Here is a 20,376-nt window from a genome sequence, read left to right on the forward strand (position 1 = left end):
TTAAAGGTGCTGCAGCATATATTCTAATATAGAATGTGAGCGCCCTGAGGCTTCCACCGTGAACTCCTTAAAACTCACATTTGCTGACCCGTCAGACTTATCAGACATCGAACGAATAATAACAAAGGGAGTGGCGTTCATCACACACACTTGTGCAACCGCCGCCCCTTCCATCTCCACGCACGCTCCGTCCAATTCCTCTCTTAATTTAGCTACAATCTCCGCATTAGAAATGAATTGATCACCTGAAAGTACTTTGCCGACCAAGTACTTTTGGCCTAACTCGTTACACGCCCTCTCAGCAAGGAGTACCAATGAAGGGTCTGCCTGAAAGACAGAATTATCCTGATAAGGTATTTCACCTTTTGAAAAGCCAAGTGCTGTAGCATCCATATCATGCTGAACACAAGTAGATGATATAACAATATCTCCAATATTCAATTCAGGGTGCACAGCCCCAGCAACCCCAGTAAACAACACACGAGACACACCAAAGGAATCAATTAGAATTTGTGTCGTAACTGCTGCATTTACTTTACCTACCCCAGATTTACAGAGCACTACAGACTTTCCTAATATATTTCCTATGTAATAATGAATTCCTGCCTTGACCTTCGTCTCCTTATTCTCCATCCTTTCTAGTAATAGCTTAATCTCTTCATCCATCGCACCAATTAATCCGATTATTTCAGGCAAAGATAACGCCTCCTCCGATGATTTACTCTGTAAAAAACATAAAAAGCTCCAAAAGGAGCTTTTTACGGAAATACTGTTTAGTTCTTAAATTACTTATTCAGATGATTAACAGACAAGCGGAGAATCGTTTCATGAGGCAAGATAACCCGCGGATTCTCAACCGTCTCTTTCTTCATGAGTTTCGTCAAAAGTCTCATTGCTACCGCACCTAGGTCATACATAGGCTGGGCTACAGTTGTCAACAATGGACGAACCATCGAAGCCATACGGATGTTATCCACACTAATAATGGAGAAGTCATCCGGTACCTTCAGGCCTTCATCCTGAATACTGTGAATTGCACCAATAGCCATCTCGTCGGTTGCGGCAAAAATAGCGGTTGGCTTCTTCTTGAGTCCAAGGAAATACTTCATGGCTTCGACACCAGATTCATAGCGGTAGTTACCGATACGTACCAAGTCTTCTTGATACTCGATTCCAGCCTGTTCAAGTGCCTTCTTATAACCATGGAAACGTGCATATCCATTCGCAGGATCCTGGAGTGTACCACTGATCATTGCGATTTCTCGGTGACCGTGACGAATCAAAGTATTCACTGCATCAAAAGCAGCGGTTTCATGATCGATGTCAACGGAAGGATAAGTTCCCTTCTCATCCCGTGTAGCACATAGGACAATCGGAACTGCAGAAGTCTGGAAAGCTTGAATATGTTCTTCGGTTACCGTACCACCCATGAAGAGCAGACCATCGACCTGTTTCTCCAAAAGGGTATTGATGACACGGATTTCCTTTTCTTTACGCTTATCCGCGTTACACAATATGATATTGTAATGATACATGTTCGCGATATCTTCAATCCCGCGTGCAATTTCTGCAAAAATCGAGTTTGAAATATCAGGGATGACAACCCCAACGGTTGTCGTTTTCTTACTGGCAAGTCCTCTCGCCACGGCATTGGGACGATATCCCAAACGCTCAATCGCTTCAAAAACTTTCTTCCGGGTCTGCGGTTTCACGTTAGGGTTATTGTTCACAACCCGTGATACCGTAGCCATAGATACGCCTGCTTCTCGAGCTACATCGTAAATGGTTACCGTCAAATTACTCTCTCCATTGCGATAAATTTTATCGTTCGACTAATTAAAAATATGATACGACACTTTGTACAATTGTGCAATGATAACGCTTCATTTTCCTTTCAAAATTTCTTTCAAGGCTGAAGACGTAACCCCTAATTACAATTTTTGACTAGTGTAGGTTTCCCTATTCACGAGCACAATAATGTAACTTCTATCTATCGTAACAAAAAGTGAGTGAAAAATCCAACATTCCGTGAAAGTTTTTCATTATTTTCACAGAATGTTTTAATAATTTGCGTTTTTAGTCGTTTGGAACGTTAATTGAGACAGTCTTCGACTAGTTTCTTCCATCCAATTCTGGTCTTTAAGCCCCTCAGCTAGTCGGTATAGATCAAGTAACATATCCACTCTAGCCTGAATTGTCTCTCGGATAGCCAACTCTAATTCTTGAAATCCTCCGACAACAACCTCTGTCAAAGCTTCTTTTAGGACACTAGCTAATTCATTTCTTTGAGTAAACGAAAAATCTTGTCTTGGCACATCCGCGTTCAATTCTTTCACTAGCTTTCCTAGATCTGCTTTAATAAACGACAAGGGCTCATAACTAGTACATTTCGGACAAGTATAGACAGGGACATGTGTAATCTTCACCCTCGTATTAAAAATCAATGAATGCATATGTAAGTTCATGAGGCCACCGCAGCTGCACAACTTCTCCATTAAGTTATCTGTATACATCTTCTACACCTCTTGCAAGAAATGAATTAAGTACAAAGTATGACTTTTCAATTTCTATATTCGACCTCCCTCGATTAAAACCCTCCTTAATTGCATATAATGATTAAATTGGCAATTCGTCTATAATTTACAACCCTTCAGATGACTTCGTATTTTAAATTTGATAGAATATGAAGGATCATGTGATACGAAAGGAGCTTAACAAAATGAGACTAGCTGGAAAAAAGGTCATAGCACTCGTAGACGATGAATTTGAAGATTTGGAGCTCTGGTATCCCGTGTACCGAGTAAGAGAAGAAGGCGCTGAGGTTCACTTGGCAGGTTTGGAAAAAGATAAAACATACATCGGCAAATATGGTGTGCCTGCAAAAGCGGAGTACTCCTGGGACGATCTTAATGCCGCAGATTATGACGGGATTTTAGTTCCTGGCGGCTGGGCCCCTGATAAAATCCGTAGATACAGTGCCGTACTAAAGCTAGTGCAGGATTTCAATGCAGCTAAGAAACCTATTGGGCAGATCTGCCACGCAGGCTGGGTATTAATTTCCGCTAAAATTCTGGAAGGTGTAACCGTCACCTCCACACCCGGCATCCGTGATGACATGGAGAATGCCGGAGCGATATGGAAAGATGAAGCTGTGGTTACGGATGGACATATTATTTCTGCTCGTCGCCCGCCAGATCTTCCGCCCTATGGCAAAGCTTTTTGTGATGCGTTAGCAGGGGAATAAACAGTAGAAATAAAGTTTAAAATCAAACAAGCCCTGTCTCTCAATATGAGGAACAGGGCTTTTGATTTGCTTCACTCGACTTTCGAGCTACTTACTTAATTCGAATGGACGCTTTCTCCTTGATTTTGTTTGGATAAGAATTAAATTTGAAAGTCAAGGGTTGTGGTAGCTTTTCCTCCCCTATGTTAAAGAAAAAGGTTACTGTAGTTCCCCTACTATCTTCATTAAATTCTTTATATCGTGAGTAGCCATCTTTGACCCGTCCCAACCAATGCCCACTTCCAGTACTATCCACAAAATTATCGTCCAATGCAAAACCGCTATCAGCAAGCGCCTCCATATCATCTTTAGGAATAAAGTAATCCAATAACAGAATTCCCTGCTCTTCGTTCTCCATCCGCTTTGAAATCGTTAGATTGTTATCCGGTGCTTTTAGAATCTGCTGTGTTTCCGTGTTAATCACAAGCTCGGCCTTTGATTGATCTAGAGCAGAGATTCCTTCAACTTCTAGTTTGATTGGTTCAGCAAGTCTCATATTGTCATTGTGGAAGATATAAGTTTTCAAGCCCCCTACTACTGAAGAACCACCACTTACCCGCATTAACTCCTCTTGATGCTCCCCTTTCCCGATAACCAGCTTAGGTGAAAGCATATTAAAAATCCTCATTGTATTCTCTTTGTCAAAGGTTTCCCGCATGTAAATACCCGTAGGTCCAATATAGACATTATCCATTTTTATTTTCTGTCCACCAATAGACAGACTATCCTTCAGATCAACAACTTCTCCCTTAAAATAGTTGTTATCGTCTTCCAGCGGAATTTTAACACTTAGCTTTTTAATATCCATGCTCGACCTAGAAGGGTCCTTGGATTCTGGATATAGAGATAATGTAATATTCAACTCATCTGTCAGATCCTCTCGATATTTATCCCAGACGATTTGTTCTAACATGCGGGTCGTCCCAGGTGAACCTGCCTCTTGTGCATTAGAATTGCTAAACCCGCTATATCCGGTGAGGTCGTAATTATTCTTTTGATTTTTTTTCAATGACAGGCCTATCATTTGCAACTTCTGATCCGTATTGTTCTGGATGGTATAGAGCACAACAATGCCTCTTCGATCTGCCATAATTCCGTTAACTGTCCATTGTATCCCATCAATCTCTGGAGAAGAGACATTTACCTCCTTCAGCATACCTGCATCAAGTGCTGATTTAATCGTCAGATTATCAGCAATAATGGGTCTAAACACTTCAAGCTGACCCCAGCTTTTTGGTGGTAACTGCGCACGTACAGGATTGGCCATCTGATTTACCCATGGGACAATAATCAATAAGGCGATAGCTAAGACCGCCAACGTAATAACAGCGTATCTTTTTCTAAAAGATAACCCTTTTTGGTTACCTAGCTGCATCCCCTTGCGAATCGCGGCATCCAGCTTAACATCCGGGATCTCCTCAGCCTCGACACCAATTCTCTGAAAATATTCGTTAAGTAGCTTTTCTTCAGACTCAGCCATAAAATAGATCCCCCTTCCGTTTCATTCGGTCACGCAGTTGTTTCAGACCTTTGTTGAGCCATGTCTTTACCGTACCCTCCGGTTTATCGAGCACCTCTGCAATTTCTGCAAGGGTCATATCCTTGTAATATTTGAGTACAAGCACCTGGCGATACTTCGGCTTAACCCCATCCAGCGCTTGTTCCATGTCCAATCTGCGGTCGCTTTTCATCTCCATAATCCCTATATCACTTCGAGTAGCTTCTGTGACAGCATTCCTCTTTCTGCGCTTCAACTCATCATTACAACAATTGATCAGAATGCGTGTTAACCAAGGAACAAACCTTTCGGAGTCCTTTAAGCTTTTACGTTTAATCCATGCACGACAGGTTGCCTCCTGCAGAACTTCTAACGAATCCGCCTCGTTTCGCAAATAGCTGTAAGCAATGCTGTAAAGCTTTCTTTTCTGTTCAGCTACCAGCTCGTAGAATGTATCTTCTTCCGTAGCAACTATTTCCATTTCGTCTTTAATAATGTGTTCCATCCTTGTTTTGTCCTCCCCCCTTGCCTTCACGCATAAATCATTCCTGTACAACACGCTCTATGTATAGACTGCGGCGAAGCGCAAACGGTTTTGTTTTTTTATAACAATCTAGTACAAAAGAAAAAGGCTCGGCAAGAATGCCGAACCTTGATGTGGACTTGATGATGTAGCGCTTGATAACTATGAAGAAGCTTTCTCCTTTGTTTCCACGCTCGTTCCAAGCGTAATACCGCTTTTCTGAGCATAAGCACTTAGGATTTCTTCTGTCTCCGAGCTTGTACGATGATGGAAGCAAGCTTTGGCAACCCTTGTAGCGTCTATAGCCAGTGTATTCAGGGTACGGTGTTTAACCTTCAGCAGTGCCTGTGGCGACATGCTAAGATCACTAATCCCTAACTCCAGCCAAAGTGGCAAAGAACGCTCATCTGCCGCCATTTCACCACATACACTAATATCTATTTTTGCATTACGCGCTGCTTCTACAGTCATACGGATCATTCGCAGAACCGCTGGATGATATGGATGATACATATGCGCAATTTGTTCATTCATTCGGTCTACGGCTAGTACATATTGCACCAAATCGTTCGTACCGATACTGAAAAAATCAACTTCCTCCGCCAGTAAATCCGCAATCATAACCGCAGCTGGAACTTCAATCATAATACCGACTGGAATATTCCGATTAAACGGTATGCCCCGTAGCTCCAGTTCAGCCTTCACTTCTTCCAGTACAGCTTTTGCTGCTTGTACTTCTTCTACGGAAGATATCATAGGGAACATTAGCTTTACATTCCCATACGCACTCGCCCGCAAAATGGCGGTTAGCTGAGTTTTGAACATATCTTGTCGATTTAAGCTGATTCGAATGGCACGATAGCCAAGGAACGGATTCTGCTCTTCTGGCAGCTGGAAGTAATCCAGATGCTTGTCCCCGCCTATATCCAGCGAACGGATCACAACCATATTGCTGCCTACCTTCTCGACAACCTGTTTATACACTTCGAATTGTTCATCCTCCGTCGGAAAAGAACTGCGATCCATATAAAGAAACTCTGTACGGAATAGACCTACACCCTCGGCTCCATACTTGAGCGCTAAATTCAGTTCTTTGACGGAGCTGATATTACCGGCCAATCGCAGGTTAACGCCATCTTTAGTGACGGCATCGACTGTAGCAAGCAGTTCCAGTTGTTCTTTCTTTTTATGCTGCTTATTCCGAAGAGAAACATATTCATTGATCGTTACCTCATCAGGATGAATTTGCACTGATCCGGTGTCTCCGTCTATCACGAGCATGTCTCCGGTCTGAATTGGGTTAGATAAATTATTCTCCAAACCTGCTACGAGCGGAATGCCCAGCGCACGAGCCATAATGGAGGAATGTGAGGTTTTACCGCCCATCATAGTAACAATACCTAGAACATAAGTTGGGTTCAAGTGAGCTAACTGGGAAGGAGACAACTCCTTCGCTACGAGAATATACGGCTGTGTATCCGATGGCAGCGTGACCTCAGGAGCACCTAAAAGATGCTTTAACAGACGGTTACCGACATCCTTGATATCAACCGCCCGCTCCTTCATGTATTCATCATCTAGCAGATCAAACATCGCTACAAAATGATCAATCGCTTCCTTAACAGCCACTTCCGCCGCCTTATATTGGCGTTCAATAATCCCCCGGATTTCGCTCATAAACACCGGATCATCCAAAATCGCCAGATGAGCATCAAAAATGCTGGATTCCTCCGGACCGACTACTTCTCTGAATTCTTTTTTGATGAATTCAATCTCGTCCTTAGAGGTACGGATACCTTCGTATAAACGCTCAAACTCCTTAGCTAGATCCACTGGGTTCACTTGTGTGTCTGGTAAGCTCCACTCCCAGTTCGGTAAGACAAAGGCCTTCCCGATAGCTACACCTGCTGCTGCGCCTATGCCTTGTATCATCCTTCTATCCCTCCAACGTTACTTTCATGTAAGACTACGGACATTACTGAAGATTGCCCCTTTTTAACATTTTTAAATGGAGCATAGCTCCATGATTTTACTCGATCAGGATTCGTAATCACCATTGGTGTAGCCAGTGAAGCTGCATGCTCACGCAAATAAGCGAGGTCGAATTTAACAAGCAATTGACCTGGTTCCACACTGTCGCCTTCTTTTACAACCGCCTCAAATGGTCCTTTAAGCTGCGAAGTGTCGATCCCTATATGCATAAGCACCTCCAGCCCTTCCGGCGTAGCAATACCAACGGCATGCATTGTAGGATAGACGTGCATAACCTTCCCGAATACAGGCGAAGTAAGCTCCCCTTTTTCCGGCAAAAATGCAACTCCATCACCCACCAGCTTCGCTGCAAAGATGTGATCCGGCACTTCCTCAATGGGCATCATTCTACCCTGCATCGGAGAACTGAACAATACCTGAGGCAAATCACGAAGCATTAGCTTATTAATCTCCTCGCGGATCAACTCTGAATACGTACCAAATACTACCTGGACATTCCCGCCACCGAGCTTGATAATCCCAGCGGAACCAAGACCTTTAAGCGCCCCTGTATCTATAAATCGATCATTATGGACGGTTAGCCTCAAACGAGTGATACAGGATTGTACTTGTACGATATTCTCCTTGCCACCAAGCGCCTCCAAGATCAATGGTGCCTGATAAGGGATATTGCCTGCCCAATCACCAAGTTCAGAACCTTCTTCACGCCCTGGTGTCGGGATCTGAAAACGGCGAATCGCCCAGCGGAACAAATTATAATACACAATCCCATAACCAATACCGATCGGAATCAAAAGCCAAGCCCTCTGTGACAGATGCAAATTCAAAAAGAAGTCAATCGCTCCTGCCGAATAAGAGAACCCGTGATGAATTCCCAGCATATAGGTCAGTACCATAGCGAGGCCAGACATTACAGTATGTATCGCGAATAAATACGGAGAAGCAAACAAAAACGCGAATTCAATCTGCTCCGAAACCCCGGTCAGAAAACAGACCAAAGCCGCTCGCATGAAAGTCTTTTTAATCTTAGGCTTCAAGTCCTCGCGCGCTTCCTGAATAATAGCAAAAGCAATGGCTGGCAGTGCGAACATCATAATTGGAAACAAACCCGCCATAAAAATGCCCGCCGTAGGATCGCCTGCAAAAAAACGTGGCAAATCCCCCTGAACGACAGTACTACCATCAGGAGTTGTAAAGTTTCCAAACTGAAACCAAAACACATTGTTGAGAATATGGTGAAGACCGAAGGCTGTTAGTACTCTATATAGCACTCCATAAATAAAAACGCCAAAGCCGCCTGTCTGCAATATCCCTTGAAAAAGATCATCCAGTCCTCTTTGCAGCAGTGGAGAGATCCCTAACATCACCCATGCAAAGCCAGCCGAAAACAATCCCATGAACAGCAAAACAAAACGCGAACCTCCAAAAAACTGTATCGCCTCTGGAAGCTTGATATTTTTGAACCGGTTTTGAGCGATACCGGCAACTATACCCAGCAAAATTCCGATAAGTGTTGCAGGTTGTACAAGCCCGTCTCCCATATGGGTAACAATCCGGTCGTAAGTGAACATTCCAGCCAGTGCTGCAAGACCCGCCGTTCCAGCTTGATTGGATAATCCCCATGCTACACCCACAGCGAACAAATAAGGCATAAAATAAAAGATTCCCTGCCCAGCGTATGTAGCCACTTCGGATACCGAAGAAAGTCCCCATGCAGACCAAGGTAAGCTGCCCAAACTAAGCAAAATGGCTGCCGCCGGCAGTACCATGGTAGGAAGCATTATGGCTCTGCCCAATTGCTGCAATGATCCGAGCCAATTCAAGGCTACCCTCTCCTTTCTTTCTATATTGAATGGTAAGCGCTGCGGGGGTTTTTGTCAAAATAAACTGAAGGAAATATTCCGATGCAATATGCTGTTTTCGCTAACCTATATACGTATCAAGATACGTATCAAGATTTCACTCGGATGACCTGAAGAATTTAGTATATGATATAGACCTTTCATTTTTCAAAATGCTCTTAGGAGACTCTTTGGAGACTCTTTGGTGACTTTTATAACTTCGGATTAAAGACCCCTAGGAGGTTCTCGTATTCTAATGTATTATGTGCAACAGAATAAGCTTAATTTTGATGAAAAATGGTTTTGATTGCACTTTGTACAATAGAAATTCCTTAAATCACTTTATTAAGGATCTATTGCTCTTTTTGATTGCACAAAGTGCAATGAAGGTAATTTTTTTAAACTGAAACGAAGATTCTATTGTACAAAGTGCAATCTAACGCTAAATTCACTCACTCATCACCATTTTTGTTCAGGGTGCATTGGTCGCAACTCATAATGTCTAACCCCTCTTCTACCTACTACAGGCTTTATTAGTCCCTTCTCACTCAACGAGTGCAACAATCTTCGCGCCGTTCGAAAGTTAATGCTGAAATGCGTGGTCACATCCTTTGGACGGATCGCCCTGCCCAGTCGCCAAGCCAACCGCAGAACCTCCTTCTCCTCAGACAAAATATCCACGCCTGCAGATTTGCGCGCCAAATGAGGTGCCAGCACCAATTGCAAAAGCATCCGGCACACCTCGGGGCGGTGCTGAAGATCATCAACAGAAAAATGAATCATTTTCCACCCCATTCCGGTCAGAAAAGTGTCCCGATTAACTGCATAGTTAAATCTCTCGCGGTCCATGTCCTTCACATGGCTTTGAAACCCGTCGCACTCAATCCCGAGACTGCCGCCGCTCTGCGGAAGAAAAGCGAAGTCCAGAAACTGAGATTTACGGTTCCAGTCGTACACTTCGTATTCTGGATGCAAATCATCAAGGCTCTCAAACAATGGCCACCATACATTCTGCAAGAACAGCTTCTCCGCATAATTATGCCCTCTAACCAGCCTCCCCCTTCTTTCTCCTAATCTTTCAGTCAAGTGCTTGTTAATGAACATACCATGTGCTTCTTCAAATTCCATTATGGTATCCTCCCCTATAAAAATAAAAGAACGCCCTTCACCGCAAATCATGCGGATAAAGGACGTTCTTCGCCTAACTTCAGTATAACAAGCTCAGTTAGTGATTTGCATTAGAAATTGCACAGTCTGTACAGCGAATCGTAATCAAACGATGTTTTTGATCTTGGCTGTTCTTCAACATTAAATTTGCAACTACTTCAGCGTCAAAAAATTTAGTTCGCTGGTTTGTTAGTTTGTTCTTTTGTCTGTCGGCTCGTATGCACGCCGGTTTATTGTTCTCTCGTTGTGGGTTCGTTTGTCGGTTCGTTTGTCGGTTCATTGTTCTCTCGTTGTTGATTTGTTTGTCGGCTCGTAAGCTCATAAGCTCGTCAGTTCATCGTTTGCCCGCTCGTCGGTTCGTTCGAAATCCCTTGATACACGCTCTGATCATCATTTTTTCAATAGTCAGATAAAGTGTTGAATTACCGAACCTTATGCCCGAGTACGCCCATGCATCGTGATCGCTTCTTCGACCTTGATACAACGGTCCATAATCGCCGTCATACCGTGCTCAGCGGCGATTTCAGCGGCTTCCTGGCTGATTATACCCTGCTGGAGCCAGAGCACACGTGCGCCGATTTCAGCGGCCTCCTGTGCGACCTTTGCGCAGTATTCGCTTCGACGAAACACATTAACAATGTCCACCGGCTCTGGAATTTCCGCTAACGTATGATAGCACTTTTCTCCCAGTATTTCACCATCAACCAATGGGTTTACAGGAATGATACGATATCCCCGACTTTGCATAGCACCCGCGACCATATAGGAGGTACGGTCTGTTTTGTCAGACAGGCCAACAACTGCAATATTACCTGCAGAAGCAAGGATATCTCCGATCTGTTCCCGACTTGGATTCTCAAAGCTCATACACAGTGCCCCTTTCCATAGTTACACTTTATGATCCTTATTTAACTGAAGCTAAATTCGCTAGCTCCCTTACTTCTATTGTACCCACTCCACATTCGCACCAAGCGCACGCAGGTGATCAAAGTATTGCGGATACGACTTAGCGACATGGTGAGCATCCTTGATCAATAGTGGTTTACGCGCTCGTAAACCTACTACTGACAGCGCCATAATTACACGGTGGTCGTAATGCGCGTTAATCGTCACACCACCTTCGACGCCTTCAGGCATGCCGTGAACGATAATTTCATCGCGGCGTTCCTCAACATTGGCTCCTGCACGAGTCAACTCTGCCAAGTAATCAGTTATACGATCACATTCCTTATACCGAAGGTTCTCAACGTTATAGAATCGTGAAGTGCCTTCAGCAAATACGGCAGCAGCTACCATAGCCAGCACCGCATCGGTTGCAGCATCTCCGTCGAATTCAACAGCTTTTAGAACGCCGTTCCCTTGTACGTGAACTGTTCCCTCTTTATGAGTAAGCGGTACTTCCATCATACGCAACACATCAACAATGGCTCTTTCTCCCTGCTTACTCTGTTCCACAAGTCGATGTACCTTAACATCTGACTTTGTAACCGCAGCTGCTGCTAGAATAGCCGCAGAGCCAGGATAGTCACCTTGAACGGTATACGTTTTTGCCGCATAGGCTTGACGACCTGGCACTTTAAAGGACATATAATCATCCGCCGCATGAACCACAATTCCAGCCTGCTCCAATACTTCTAGCGTCTGACCTACGACAACCTTTGATTTCAAATCATCAAGGACAATAATTTCACTATCTTCTTCAAGCAATGGTGTCAAGAATAATAGAGCACTTAGGAACTGGGAGCTGACAGCACCTGAAACTGTAATTCTACCCCCAACAGGTTTGCCACCGCGGATCGTGATCGGCAACTTACCTTCATTATGCTCTACCTTCACACCAAGCTGTTCTAGAGACACGATCAAGTCGTCATGTGGACGTTTGCCCAATGAGTCAGGATACGTGTTTACGAATGTAACTTCAGGGCTCAGCGCAGCAACAGCCATTAGAAAACGTAGTACTGCTCCAGCATTCCCCACATTAAGTTCCTTAACATCCTTAGGTTTGCGACCAAAGCCTTGAATCACAATCTTCTCATCATCTTCTGTGAGTACAGCTCCCAAATCTGCAATACAACGACGGATGGCATCGCTATCTTCACTATGTGCCGGATGATAAATCGTACTTACGCCTTCTGACAATGCGGCAACCAGCAAATAACGAGTGGTATAGTTTTTGGAAGAGAGGGCCCCAAATTCTCCTTGCAGGGATGGCGTTGGCCTAACAATAACGTCCATAATATAAACTCTCCTTAGTAGATATAGTTGTATGTAGTGCTCGTTTGACAGGGTATTCCATGCTTGTGTTATCATTAAACCATTCTTCTGATGAAAAGAGGTCACAACCATGCATAATGTTCCACAAATTACACCGCAAGAATTGCGGCAGTGTCTAGAGACAGGGGAAGACCTTGTACTCATCGACGTTCGTGAAGACGAAGAGGTTGCCTTCGGGATGATTCCCGGTGCACAGCATATCCCCATGGGAGAAATTCCACACCGCACTGAGGATATTCCAAGCGATGCCAAAGTGATCTTTATTTGCCGTTCCGGTGCTCGAAGCCAGCGTGTCTGCGAATATCTACAACAGTTTGGCTATCATGCTACAAATTTAAGCGGCGGTATGATTGAATGGAATGAAACACTCTCTTAAAAGCTCAGCCGCGGTAATGCATTAAAATATATTGCGACACTTCTGCCGCTGTCAGCCCCGTTGTATCGACCGTGTAATGCGCGAACAGGTAAGCTTCTCGACGGTCTTCCATGATACGTCTAACCCGTTCTTTTGCATTGCCGGCGAGCAGCGGACGATTCTGATCTCCACTAACGCGGGCAATAATCTCTTCTTCTGTTGCCGTTAGCGCAACCACATGCCCTTTACTCAGCATTAAATCTGTATTCCCCGGCGCCAATACCGCGCCACCACCAGTAGATATTAATTTATTCTCAGACTCTAGCATACGCTTTAGTACTGCTGTTTCCACGCTTCGAAAGTAATGCTCTCCATCTTCCGCGAAAATTTCTGCAATACTTCGGCCTTCAGTTTCAACAATGACATGATCCAGATCAACCAGCTCGTAACCCAGTTCCTCGGCCAAAATTGCGCCTACTGTTGACTTCCCCGTTGCCATCATCCCTACTAAAATAATGTTCTTATTTCTTTGCTCTTCGTTGAACTTTTTAAATTCTTCTGTATCCCCAGCCATGTCTATCCTCCAACCGCGATATTTGTCATATCATAACACAGGGTCAAAACATTAGACAATCTGCTTCACATAGTAAATACACATCAAAACTTCAACAAAAAAGGCCCGAAAGCCTCCCCATTTCTGGTGAAGCAATTCGGGCCACTTTTTTAAAATATAAGAAAGTACAAGTTTCATGTTATACATTAACCTTATATTTCTCGCATAAACGCTTCTTACCGTCCTTTAGGGACGCCGAAGGCGTCATTGCTTATAACCGTAATAAACTAGATTATTCTGCAGACATCCAGTTGTGGTGGAAAACGCCTTCTTTGTCTACACGTTTGAACGTGTGTGCGCCGAAGTAATCGCGTTGTGCCTGAAGCAGGTTCGCAGGCAGTCTTTCTGTACGATAACTATCATAGTAAGCCAATGCGCTGGAGAATCCAGGTACTGGAACACCCATCGTTACAGCTGAAGCGATAACTTTACGCCATGCGGATTGGTAATTGTCCATAACATCCTTGAAGAAAGGATCAAGCAATAGGTTCTTAAGATCTGCATTGTTCTCGTAAGCATCCGTGATGTTTTGTAGGAAACGGGAACGGATAATGCAGCCACCGCGCCAAATTTTAGCCAACTCGCCATATTTCAGATCCCAACCGTATTCGTCGGAAGCTACGCGAAGTTGAGCGAAACCTTGAGCATAGGATACGATTTTACTTGCAAACAATGCTTTACGCACGTTCTCGATGAATTCAGCTTTGTCACCATCAAATGGTGTAGCTTCTGGTCCGTTAAGCACTTTGCTTGCTTCTACGCGCTCATCCTTCATTGCAGAGAGGAAGCGTGAGAATACGGATTCGGTAATCATGGATAAAGGTACACCAAGATCCAATGAGCTTTGGCTTGTCCATTTACCAGTTCCCTTTTGGCCAGCGGAATCAAGGATCACGTCAACCATTGGTTTACCAGTTTCTTCATCATACTGAGCAAAAATATCTGTAGTAATTTCGATCAGGTAGCTGTCGAGCTCACCGCTATTCCACTCTTTGAAAATGTTGTGAAGTTCTTTTGCATCCAGACCTAGAACGTCTTTGAGCAGCTGGTAAGCTTCACAGATCAATTGCATATCACCATATTCGATACCGTTGTGCACCATTTTAACATAGTGTCCCGCACCGTCTGGTCCGATATATGTACAGCAAGGCTCACCGTTAACTTTAGCTGAGATTGCAGTTAGGATTGGTTCAACTAGCTTATACGCGCTTTCTTGACCGCCAGGCATAATGGAAGGCCCTTTAAGAGCTCCTTCTTCACCGCCAGAAACCCCAGTTCCGACAAAGCGGAAACCTTTTTCTTCTAGATATTTACTGCGACGAACCGTATCAGGGAAATAAGCATTTCCTCCGTCGATAATAATGTCGCCTTGATCAAGATGCGGCAACAGTTGCTCGATGGTAGCATCAGTAGCTTTACCAGCTTGAACCATGATCAGAATTTTGCGCGGTGTTTCCAGCGAAGCTACAAATTCCTCAACCGAAAATGTGCCTACGAGGTTTTTACCTTCCGCCTCAGCAAGAAGATCATGTGTCTTCTCCGGTGAGCGGTTAAACACGGATACGGAAAAACCTTTGCTTTCGATATTTAGAGCCAAATTCTTGCCCATTACCGCCAAGCCAATAACGCCGATTTGTTGTTTTGCCATCTGGTCCTCCACCCTTTGCACCCTATATTTTTGGGAAATCCATTTCTCGCAGTATAAGAATACCACCCTTTATCAGAGACAGCAAAGCCTGCCCTGCGAATAAAGATCAAATTCATCGACAAAACCATTGCCAATATGAAAATGATCACAATGACTATTTTAACGTTTTTAGCGCCAGAAGTGAACCCCTGTCTGCAAGTTCTAAAACAAATCTAAGACACCCCGAAATTCGGGGTGCCCCTAAGCAACTTATTTCGGCACCTTGTTTACCATTCTAACATATACAATTCCTTCGTCAAAAAGGTAAGCTGAGCTCGGCATTTCTCCGCGCGAATCATATCCTCAGCCTTAATTGCATCATTTAATCGATCCAGCTGCTCATCCACTTCAATCCTACGCTGGCGAATTCGTTCCTCTCCTTCAACAGAATAATAGAGCTTGGTCAGCTCCTCATCTGTGAGCATAGGACCCTTCTGGTATAAGACTCGCTGCTGATAACCCGAGATTTCAACAAGACGAATCACTTCGCCGAACAAAATATTTTCAATAATAATCTGACGGTCCCGGAAGCGCTTTACAATGGCATGGCCTCGCATGTCCCCAATTAACTTCTCCATCCATTCTGACAAGCGAGCATCACGAATCATATAGTCACCCACGAGTTTATAGCCATCTTTGATCCTTTGAAAACGTAATTTCACCAGTTTACGACCCGTACGGACCGAAATTACAAAGACCTGTTCGTTCTCGCTCCAATATAGGGAATAACCTTTTTGAATCAAATCCTTGATCAGGTCCTGGATATGCTGTCTGTCGAAACGCAGCTCCAGGTTACAATACTCCACCTCGTCGTTTTTGTTCACGGCACTCCCCCCTAACTGCTTCACATCTGCAAAGCCAACTCAATTGTTGAATTCTTGATTATTTATGGCTGCCGGACCTCTTCAAGTAGTAGTTACTTTTGCGTTCGTCTTAGTCTTATTTTATACTTCAGTTTATGTAGCGGTAACTTGGTTTATTGACTATTTTTACCCGCAACAGACTTTCTCCAAACGCTGATTGAATTTTTATTTCTTTTAGTCCTTTTAATTCCTAAAAAAAGCCGCTGACAACTAATTCTCAGGTTGTCAGCGGCTTTTCACATCTAAGGTCAACTAGTTTTAAATTTCAACTTCGTTCTGTGTACAATTAGTAAATGCAGCCCAAAGAGCATCAACATTACAATTGCACTCATCAGAAACGGAACACCGTGACCTACATGGTCCCATAGTCTCCCTGATATCACGGGTCCTGCCACCATCCCTGAGCCTTGCAAGGTCAAGAAAAGCCCCCATACAGTCCCTCGTTCCCCTTTAGGCACTTGCTTAGCCAGAAAGGCATTCCATGCCGGGAGAATAAGCGCGTAGCTTATACCGACCAATGCCACCGCGATAAAAGCAAGCGGGAGCCAGCGTACCTGTGAGAACAGGGCAAGGGAAAAGGCGGCGAGCAAAAAGCCAATGTTCAGAAACACAGTTGTTCCTATTCGGTCTACCAGCTTGCCTGCTGGAATTAGAGCGAGCACCGTAATCCCACCACCGGCAATCAGAAGTAGGCTAAACTGATTTGGACTAACATGAAGCTCCGTACGTGCAAACAAGGTAACTACAGGCGTCATCAAGCCAATGGCAAAAGCCTGAAGAAATAAGGCCGGATATAGTAGGCGACTGACTTTAAGCGTCGTTCTGACCTGATGTAGTGTTCTTTTTATACTTTCTAACGGACTAATTTTTTTACGTTCAACGACTCCACCAAGCCCCTCCATGTCCCTAACAACTGCATGAGTGCCACTTGACGAGATTCTTTTAGGTAGAAATAGGGCAACTACAACTACTACAGCAGCACACCCTAGCAGGACCAAAAAGGCTACACGATAGCTTTGTCCACCCTGATCCATCAAAAAATTCACTACAATCGGACCGATTCCCGTTCCTGCGAGCGATGCCATCTCTACAGCACCCATAGCTGCACCACTGCTGCCGCTTTTAGTAGATCCCGCCAATTCCGTTATTCCGGTCATCACACAAGGCCAAAGCGGGGATGTCCCGATCCCAAGAATAAGACAGGCAATCGAGAGCGTAACTGCTGTTTTGGCATATATTATCATTCCAACAGCTACTAGGATCAACAACAAGGCACTTGTCATGGTCCAGCGAAATCCTATGCGCTCCATAACCCAGCCAGAAGGACTGCGGAATAGATTATCCCCCAAATACTGGAGTGCAAAGGCAAAGCCTACTACCGTAACAGATAGACCCAAAATATTCTCCATATATACGGGTAACAAAGCGACAAGTAGCGACCCTTTAACAAACTCAACTAAAAAAATAATTACCCACATCTCCATGATAAATGGCGACGTCAAACTGATATGTGTACGTTGCGCAGCTTTCGTGGACATTCTATCACATCCAAATCCTAGTATTCTGTAGATTGTTTTGTTATACTGATGCTTGCCTTAAATTTTAATATTCGCGAAAGGTTGTGACAGCATTAAATGAATCAACACCGTACTCCCCTCTTCACAGCTTTAAAAAAGCATGCCGCCGGCAATCCCGTTCAATTTCATATCCCGGGGCATAAGAAGGGGCTAGGAACCGATGCCGAATTCCGTGAGTTTATCGGCGATAACGCTCTATCCATCGATCTAATCAACATCGCACCGCTTGATGATTTACATCAGCCAACTGGAGTAATCCAGGAAGCTCAGAAGCTGGCTGCGAAGGCTTTCGGCGCCGACTATACGTATTTTAGCGTACAGGGCACGAGCAATGCCATCATGACGATGATCCTCTCTGTCTGCTCACCGGGTGATAAAATAATTGTGCCGCGCAACATTCATAAATCTGTGATGTCGGCCATTATCTTCTCCGGAGCCAAGCCTGTGTTTGTCTCGCCTGTTCAGGATGAGAATCTCGGGATAGATCACGGCATAACGACCAGTTCGCTGGAACGAGCGTTAAGGCGTCATCCAGACGCCAAAGGAGTTCTAGTAATCAATCCCACGTACTTCGGTGTATGCGCCGACCTGCGTTCGATTGTCGACCTGGCTCACCGTTACGGTGTACCCGTATTGGTGGACGAGGCACATGGAGTACTGATTCATTTTCATGAGGATCTGCCGGTATCGGCCATGCAGGCCGGAGCGGACATAGCTGCCACTAGTGTGCATAAACTTGGCGGCTCCATGACGCAAAGCTCGGTACTGAATCTTAATGCTAAGACGGGTCTGATTAACCCGCAACGGGTACAGACCATTATGAGCATGCTGACTACAACATCTACCTCATATATTTTATTAGCGTCTTTGGATACATCAAGACGTAATCTCGCGCTGAACGGTCATGAAATGGCGGAAAGAACCATCAGACTGTCCAACTACGCACGCGAAACGATCAATACGATCGAAGGCCTGTACAGCTTTGGAAAAGAGATCCTTGGGACAGAAGCTACATTTGATCATGACCCAACTAAGCTGAACATTCATGTGCGCCATTTAGGGATCACAGGATACGAAACCGAAAACTGGCTGCGCGAGAAGTACAACATCGAAGTAGAACTAAGTGACATGTATAATATTCTTTGCCTTATTACCCCAGGTGATACCCAAGAATCAGTAGATAAATTATTAGCTGCACTTCGGGTGTTGTCCGCCATTCATTACAGCAAGGGTGAAATCTACGAACTTAAGGTTCAGGTTCCAGAAATTCCACAGCTTGCTCTGATTCCAAGGGACGCTTTTTATGCGGATACGCAGTTAGTTCCATTCCGTGAATCTGCTGGCTACATTATTGCAGAGTTTATATATGTATATCCGCCTGGAATTCCTATTCTTCTCCCTGGCGAGGTTATCACTCAGGATAACATCGATTATATTATTGACCATGTGGAGATCGGACTTCCGGTTAAAGGTCCTGAAGATCGCAGCATCACGAACATAAAAGTGATTGTAGAAGCCGATCCTATTTCCTAAGATCCATTATTTTCCTAAAAAACTTCATTCATTTATACAAAAACCCGATACCATAATAAGTATCGGGTTTCTGTATATAAACATCAACTGTCATATACACAATAGAACAGCTTAATTTAGTCGCTAAAATCTATTCTTGCTGAGCAAGCAGATTGTTGTAAGCTTCTTCAACAGCTTTCCATTCTTCTTCATCTTCGATATTGTACAATACCATTTCTTCGTCTTCTTCTTCCATACGCAGAATAATGCCATCCGCTTCAGGATTTTCCTTTTCTAACAGCAGCGCGTATAGTTTCTCACCGATGTCGAAAGTTTCAACCAATACCATTTCAACATCTTCGCCCTGCTCGTTCGTCAAGGTCAGCACAAACTCCTCGTGCTCATGGTCGTGATCATGCCCGCAACCGCATGCTTCACCATGCTCATGTTTGTGATCGCTCATTGTAATACCTCACTTTGAATTGTATTATCCTACATCTGGTATACTACCACGTTAGATTAGTTCAGGTCAATTTAGAACCCTTAATTAAGAGCTGTAATTACCTTTTCTGACACAAGAACGTAATCCGCATTTTTGGAAGCTTTCATATAGAAGCCTACCCGATATTTGCCGGTTTCTTTAAAATCATAAGTAAACTCCGAGGTCGGAAACCAGAAATTATCCTTCTGCGAGCCTTCAAGCTCCTGCGACTGAATATCCTTAACATTACCAGAGGGGTCCGTTATGGCTACTTTTACAGCTGAAACCTCTTCTGTTAAGCTATCTACCTGGGTTAATATTTTAATCTTAAGCTTGCCTACGTTTACGTTACCAAAGACCGTATTATCCTTAAAAAGAACAATATGAACATTAGGCTTAAGAATCGTCACTTTACCAGATCCATCCCAATTCACTACCCCGCCCGCTTCTCTAGCGGGAATATATGTTTTTCCATCAATCAAATAACCGCCGTCTACAATTTCCGTCCCGTTGTTCCATACCCTGATTTTCTTACTCACAGAATCGGCGAACAATAAGGAGCCACCCATCAAGGAAAAAGCAAACACACATAAAGTGACTTTTTTCCATCTATTCATTTGAAACCCTCCAAATAATTCATGCTATTAATGTATACTTACTTTGTCTCAGCAAGTTGCGCTAATTGTAGGTAAATATTTCATTCATCTTCC

The 20,376-nt window shown here is 44.0% G+C and carries 19 protein-coding genes; 3 read left to right on the forward strand and 16 right to left on the reverse strand.

Translation table 11 applies throughout. From position 1 onward, the window contains the following. The 3 genes from MKX35_RS22500 to MKX35_RS22510 all read right to left on the reverse strand — a co-directional run bounded on the left by MKX35_RS22500 (position 1) and on the right by MKX35_RS22510 (position 2,513). Positions 1 to 696 carry a 5'-methylthioadenosine/adenosylhomocysteine nucleosidase gene (locus MKX35_RS22500; protein ID WP_076299465.1) on the reverse strand — a complete coding sequence of 232 codons (696 nt, stop codon included), beginning with the start codon at positions 694 to 696 and terminating at the stop codon, positions 1 to 3. 89 nt (positions 697 to 785) lie between these two features. Next, entirely contained in the window at positions 786 to 1,796 is a 1,011-nt protein-coding gene (gene ccpA, locus MKX35_RS22505) for a catabolite control protein A (protein WP_042187330.1), read from the reverse strand. Positions 1,797 to 2,060: 264 nt separating this feature from the next. Continuing rightward, positions 2,061 to 2,513, reverse strand: a complete 453-nt coding sequence (locus MKX35_RS22510) for a hypothetical protein (RefSeq protein WP_042187328.1) — start codon at positions 2,511 to 2,513, stop codon at positions 2,061 to 2,063. A 206-nt stretch (positions 2,514 to 2,719) separates the two neighbouring features. Between MKX35_RS22510 and MKX35_RS22515 the strand changes: the two genes are divergently transcribed. Further along, positions 2,720 to 3,244, forward strand: a complete 525-nt coding sequence (locus MKX35_RS22515) for a type 1 glutamine amidotransferase domain-containing protein (protein ID WP_042126813.1) — start codon at positions 2,720 to 2,722, stop codon at positions 3,242 to 3,244. Positions 3,245 to 3,335: 91 nt separating this feature from the next. Here MKX35_RS22515 and MKX35_RS22520 read toward each other — a convergent pair whose 3' ends face one another. From MKX35_RS22520 to aroA, 7 genes are all read right to left on the reverse strand, one after another. Next, positions 3,336 to 4,763 (reverse strand): DUF4179 domain-containing protein, encoded by a 1,428-nt coding sequence (locus tag MKX35_RS22520; protein ID WP_076299466.1) that lies wholly within the window; start codon positions 4,761 to 4,763, stop codon positions 3,336 to 3,338. Continuing rightward, positions 4,756 to 5,286, reverse strand: coding sequence for a sigma-70 family RNA polymerase sigma factor (locus MKX35_RS22525; protein WP_076299467.1), 531 nt, complete (start codon positions 5,284 to 5,286; stop codon positions 4,756 to 4,758). Before MKX35_RS22525 ends, MKX35_RS22520 begins: the two co-directional genes overlap by 8 nt. A 180-nt stretch (positions 5,287 to 5,466) precedes the next feature. After that, positions 5,467 to 7,236, reverse strand: coding sequence for a phosphoenolpyruvate--protein phosphotransferase (gene ptsP / locus MKX35_RS22530; RefSeq protein ID WP_042187321.1), 1,770 nt, complete (start codon positions 7,234 to 7,236; stop codon positions 5,467 to 5,469). Further along, entirely contained in the window at positions 7,233 to 9,119 is a 1,887-nt protein-coding gene (locus tag MKX35_RS22535) for a glucose PTS transporter subunit IIA (protein ID WP_076282943.1), read from the reverse strand. The genes ptsP and MKX35_RS22535 overlap by 4 nt, the downstream gene beginning before the upstream one ends. 477 nt (positions 9,120 to 9,596) lie before the next feature. After that, a complete protein-coding gene (locus MKX35_RS22540; RefSeq protein ID WP_076299468.1) occupies positions 9,597 to 10,265 on the reverse strand; it encodes a hypothetical protein in 669 nt (222 codons plus the stop codon). Positions 10,266 to 10,736: 471 nt separating this feature from the next. Next, the gene (locus tag MKX35_RS22545; RefSeq protein ID WP_076299469.1) at positions 10,737 to 11,171 is read right to left on the reverse strand and encodes a CoA-binding protein; all 435 of its coding nucleotides are present in this window, start codon (positions 11,169 to 11,171) and stop codon (positions 10,737 to 10,739) included. Between the two features lie 75 nt (positions 11,172 to 11,246). Continuing rightward, on the reverse strand, positions 11,247 to 12,539 hold the full coding sequence (aroA, locus tag MKX35_RS22550; protein WP_042187311.1) for a 3-phosphoshikimate 1-carboxyvinyltransferase: 1,293 nt from the start codon (positions 12,537 to 12,539) through the stop codon (positions 11,247 to 11,249). A gap of 109 nt (positions 12,540 to 12,648) precedes the next feature. Between aroA and MKX35_RS22555 the strand changes: the two genes are divergently transcribed. Continuing rightward, positions 12,649 to 12,954: a rhodanese-like domain-containing protein gene (locus MKX35_RS22555; protein ID WP_042187309.1), complete on the forward strand. Its 306-nt coding sequence runs from the start codon at positions 12,649 to 12,651 to the stop codon at positions 12,952 to 12,954. Positions 12,955 to 12,958: 4 nt separating this feature from the next. On the opposite strand, the gene MKX35_RS22560 is transcribed toward MKX35_RS22555, so the two are convergent. The 4 genes from MKX35_RS22560 to MKX35_RS22575 all read right to left on the reverse strand — a co-directional run bounded on the left by MKX35_RS22560 (position 12,959) and on the right by MKX35_RS22575 (position 17,634). Further along, entirely contained in the window at positions 12,959 to 13,507 is a 549-nt protein-coding gene (locus MKX35_RS22560) for a shikimate kinase (RefSeq protein ID WP_076282947.1), read from the reverse strand. Positions 13,508 to 13,778: 271 nt separating this feature from the next. Next, entirely contained in the window at positions 13,779 to 15,194 is a 1,416-nt protein-coding gene (gene gndA, locus MKX35_RS22565) for an NADP-dependent phosphogluconate dehydrogenase (protein WP_042187305.1), read from the reverse strand. Between the two features lie 266 nt (positions 15,195 to 15,460). Beyond that, positions 15,461 to 16,057: a hypothetical protein gene (locus tag MKX35_RS22570; RefSeq protein ID WP_076299470.1), complete on the reverse strand. Its 597-nt coding sequence runs from the start codon at positions 16,055 to 16,057 to the stop codon at positions 15,461 to 15,463. 287 nt (positions 16,058 to 16,344) lie between these two features. Then, complete coding sequence (locus tag MKX35_RS22575) at positions 16,345 to 17,634, reverse strand: MFS transporter (protein WP_076299471.1); 1,290 nt, start codon at positions 17,632 to 17,634, stop codon at positions 16,345 to 16,347. A 96-nt stretch (positions 17,635 to 17,730) separates the two neighbouring features. On the opposite strand from MKX35_RS22575, the gene MKX35_RS22580 reads away from it, so the two are divergent. Next, positions 17,731 to 19,206, forward strand: coding sequence for an aminotransferase class I/II-fold pyridoxal phosphate-dependent enzyme (locus MKX35_RS22580; protein ID WP_042126789.1), 1,476 nt, complete (start codon positions 17,731 to 17,733; stop codon positions 19,204 to 19,206). A gap of 130 nt (positions 19,207 to 19,336) precedes the next feature. Here the strand turns inward: MKX35_RS22580 and MKX35_RS22585 are convergent, their stop codons facing one another. Both MKX35_RS22585 and MKX35_RS22590 read right to left on the reverse strand, forming a co-directional pair. Further along, a complete protein-coding gene (locus MKX35_RS22585) occupies positions 19,337 to 19,648 on the reverse strand; it encodes a DUF1292 domain-containing protein (RefSeq protein ID WP_042187300.1) in 312 nt (103 codons plus the stop codon). 80 nt (positions 19,649 to 19,728) lie between these two features. Beyond that, positions 19,729 to 20,283 carry a copper amine oxidase gene (locus MKX35_RS22590; protein ID WP_042187298.1) on the reverse strand — a complete coding sequence of 185 codons (555 nt, stop codon included), beginning with the start codon at positions 20,281 to 20,283 and terminating at the stop codon, positions 19,729 to 19,731. Positions 20,284 to 20,376 lie beyond the last annotated feature (93 nt).

This window comes from Paenibacillus sp. FSL R5-0923 (assembly GCF_038009145.1).
Classification (GTDB): domain Bacteria; phylum Bacillota; class Bacilli; order Paenibacillales; family Paenibacillaceae; genus Paenibacillus_AQ.

What these genes read in the sequence shown, in the direction of transcription:
- MKX35_RS22510 (WP_042187328.1), bottom strand. Translation starts at nt 2,513, where the DNA reads ATGTATACAGATAACTTAATGGAGAAGTTGTGCAGCTGCGGTGGCCTC.
- MKX35_RS22515 (WP_042126813.1), top strand. Translation starts at nt 2,720, where the DNA reads ATGAGACTAGCTGGAAAAAAGGTCATAGCACTCGTAGACGATGAATTT.
- MKX35_RS22520 (WP_076299466.1), bottom strand. Translation starts at nt 4,763, where the DNA reads ATGGCTGAGTCTGAAGAAAAGCTACTTAACGAATATTTTCAGAGAATT.
- MKX35_RS22525 (WP_076299467.1), bottom strand. Translation starts at nt 5,286, where the DNA reads ATGGAACACATTATTAAAGACGAAATGGAAATAGTTGCTACGGAAGAA.
- ptsP (WP_042187321.1), bottom strand. Translation starts at nt 7,236, where the DNA reads ATGATACAAGGCATAGGCGCAGCAGCAGGTGTAGCTATCGGGAAGGCC.
- MKX35_RS22540 (WP_076299468.1), bottom strand. Translation starts at nt 10,265, where the DNA reads ATGGAATTTGAAGAAGCACATGGTATGTTCATTAACAAGCACTTGACT.
- MKX35_RS22545 (WP_076299469.1), bottom strand. Translation starts at nt 11,171, where the DNA reads ATGAGCTTTGAGAATCCAAGTCGGGAACAGATCGGAGATATCCTTGCT.
- aroA (WP_042187311.1), bottom strand. Translation starts at nt 12,539, where the DNA reads ATGGACGTTATTGTTAGGCCAACGCCATCCCTGCAAGGAGAATTTGGG.
- MKX35_RS22555 (WP_042187309.1), top strand. Translation starts at nt 12,649, where the DNA reads ATGCATAATGTTCCACAAATTACACCGCAAGAATTGCGGCAGTGTCTA.
- MKX35_RS22560 (WP_076282947.1), bottom strand. Translation starts at nt 13,507, where the DNA reads ATGGCTGGGGATACAGAAGAATTTAAAAAGTTCAACGAAGAGCAAAGA.
- gndA (WP_042187305.1), bottom strand. Translation starts at nt 15,194, where the DNA reads ATGGCAAAACAACAAATCGGCGTTATTGGCTTGGCGGTAATGGGCAAG.
- MKX35_RS22575 (WP_076299471.1), bottom strand. Translation starts at nt 17,634, where the DNA reads ATGTCCACGAAAGCTGCGCAACGTACACATATCAGTTTGACGTCGCCA.
- MKX35_RS22580 (WP_042126789.1), top strand. Translation starts at nt 17,731, where the DNA reads ATGAATCAACACCGTACTCCCCTCTTCACAGCTTTAAAAAAGCATGCC.
- MKX35_RS22585 (WP_042187300.1), bottom strand. Translation starts at nt 19,648, where the DNA reads ATGAGCGATCACAAACATGAGCATGGTGAAGCATGCGGTTGCGGGCAT.
- MKX35_RS22590 (WP_042187298.1), bottom strand. Translation starts at nt 20,283, where the DNA reads ATGAATAGATGGAAAAAAGTCACTTTATGTGTGTTTGCTTTTTCCTTG.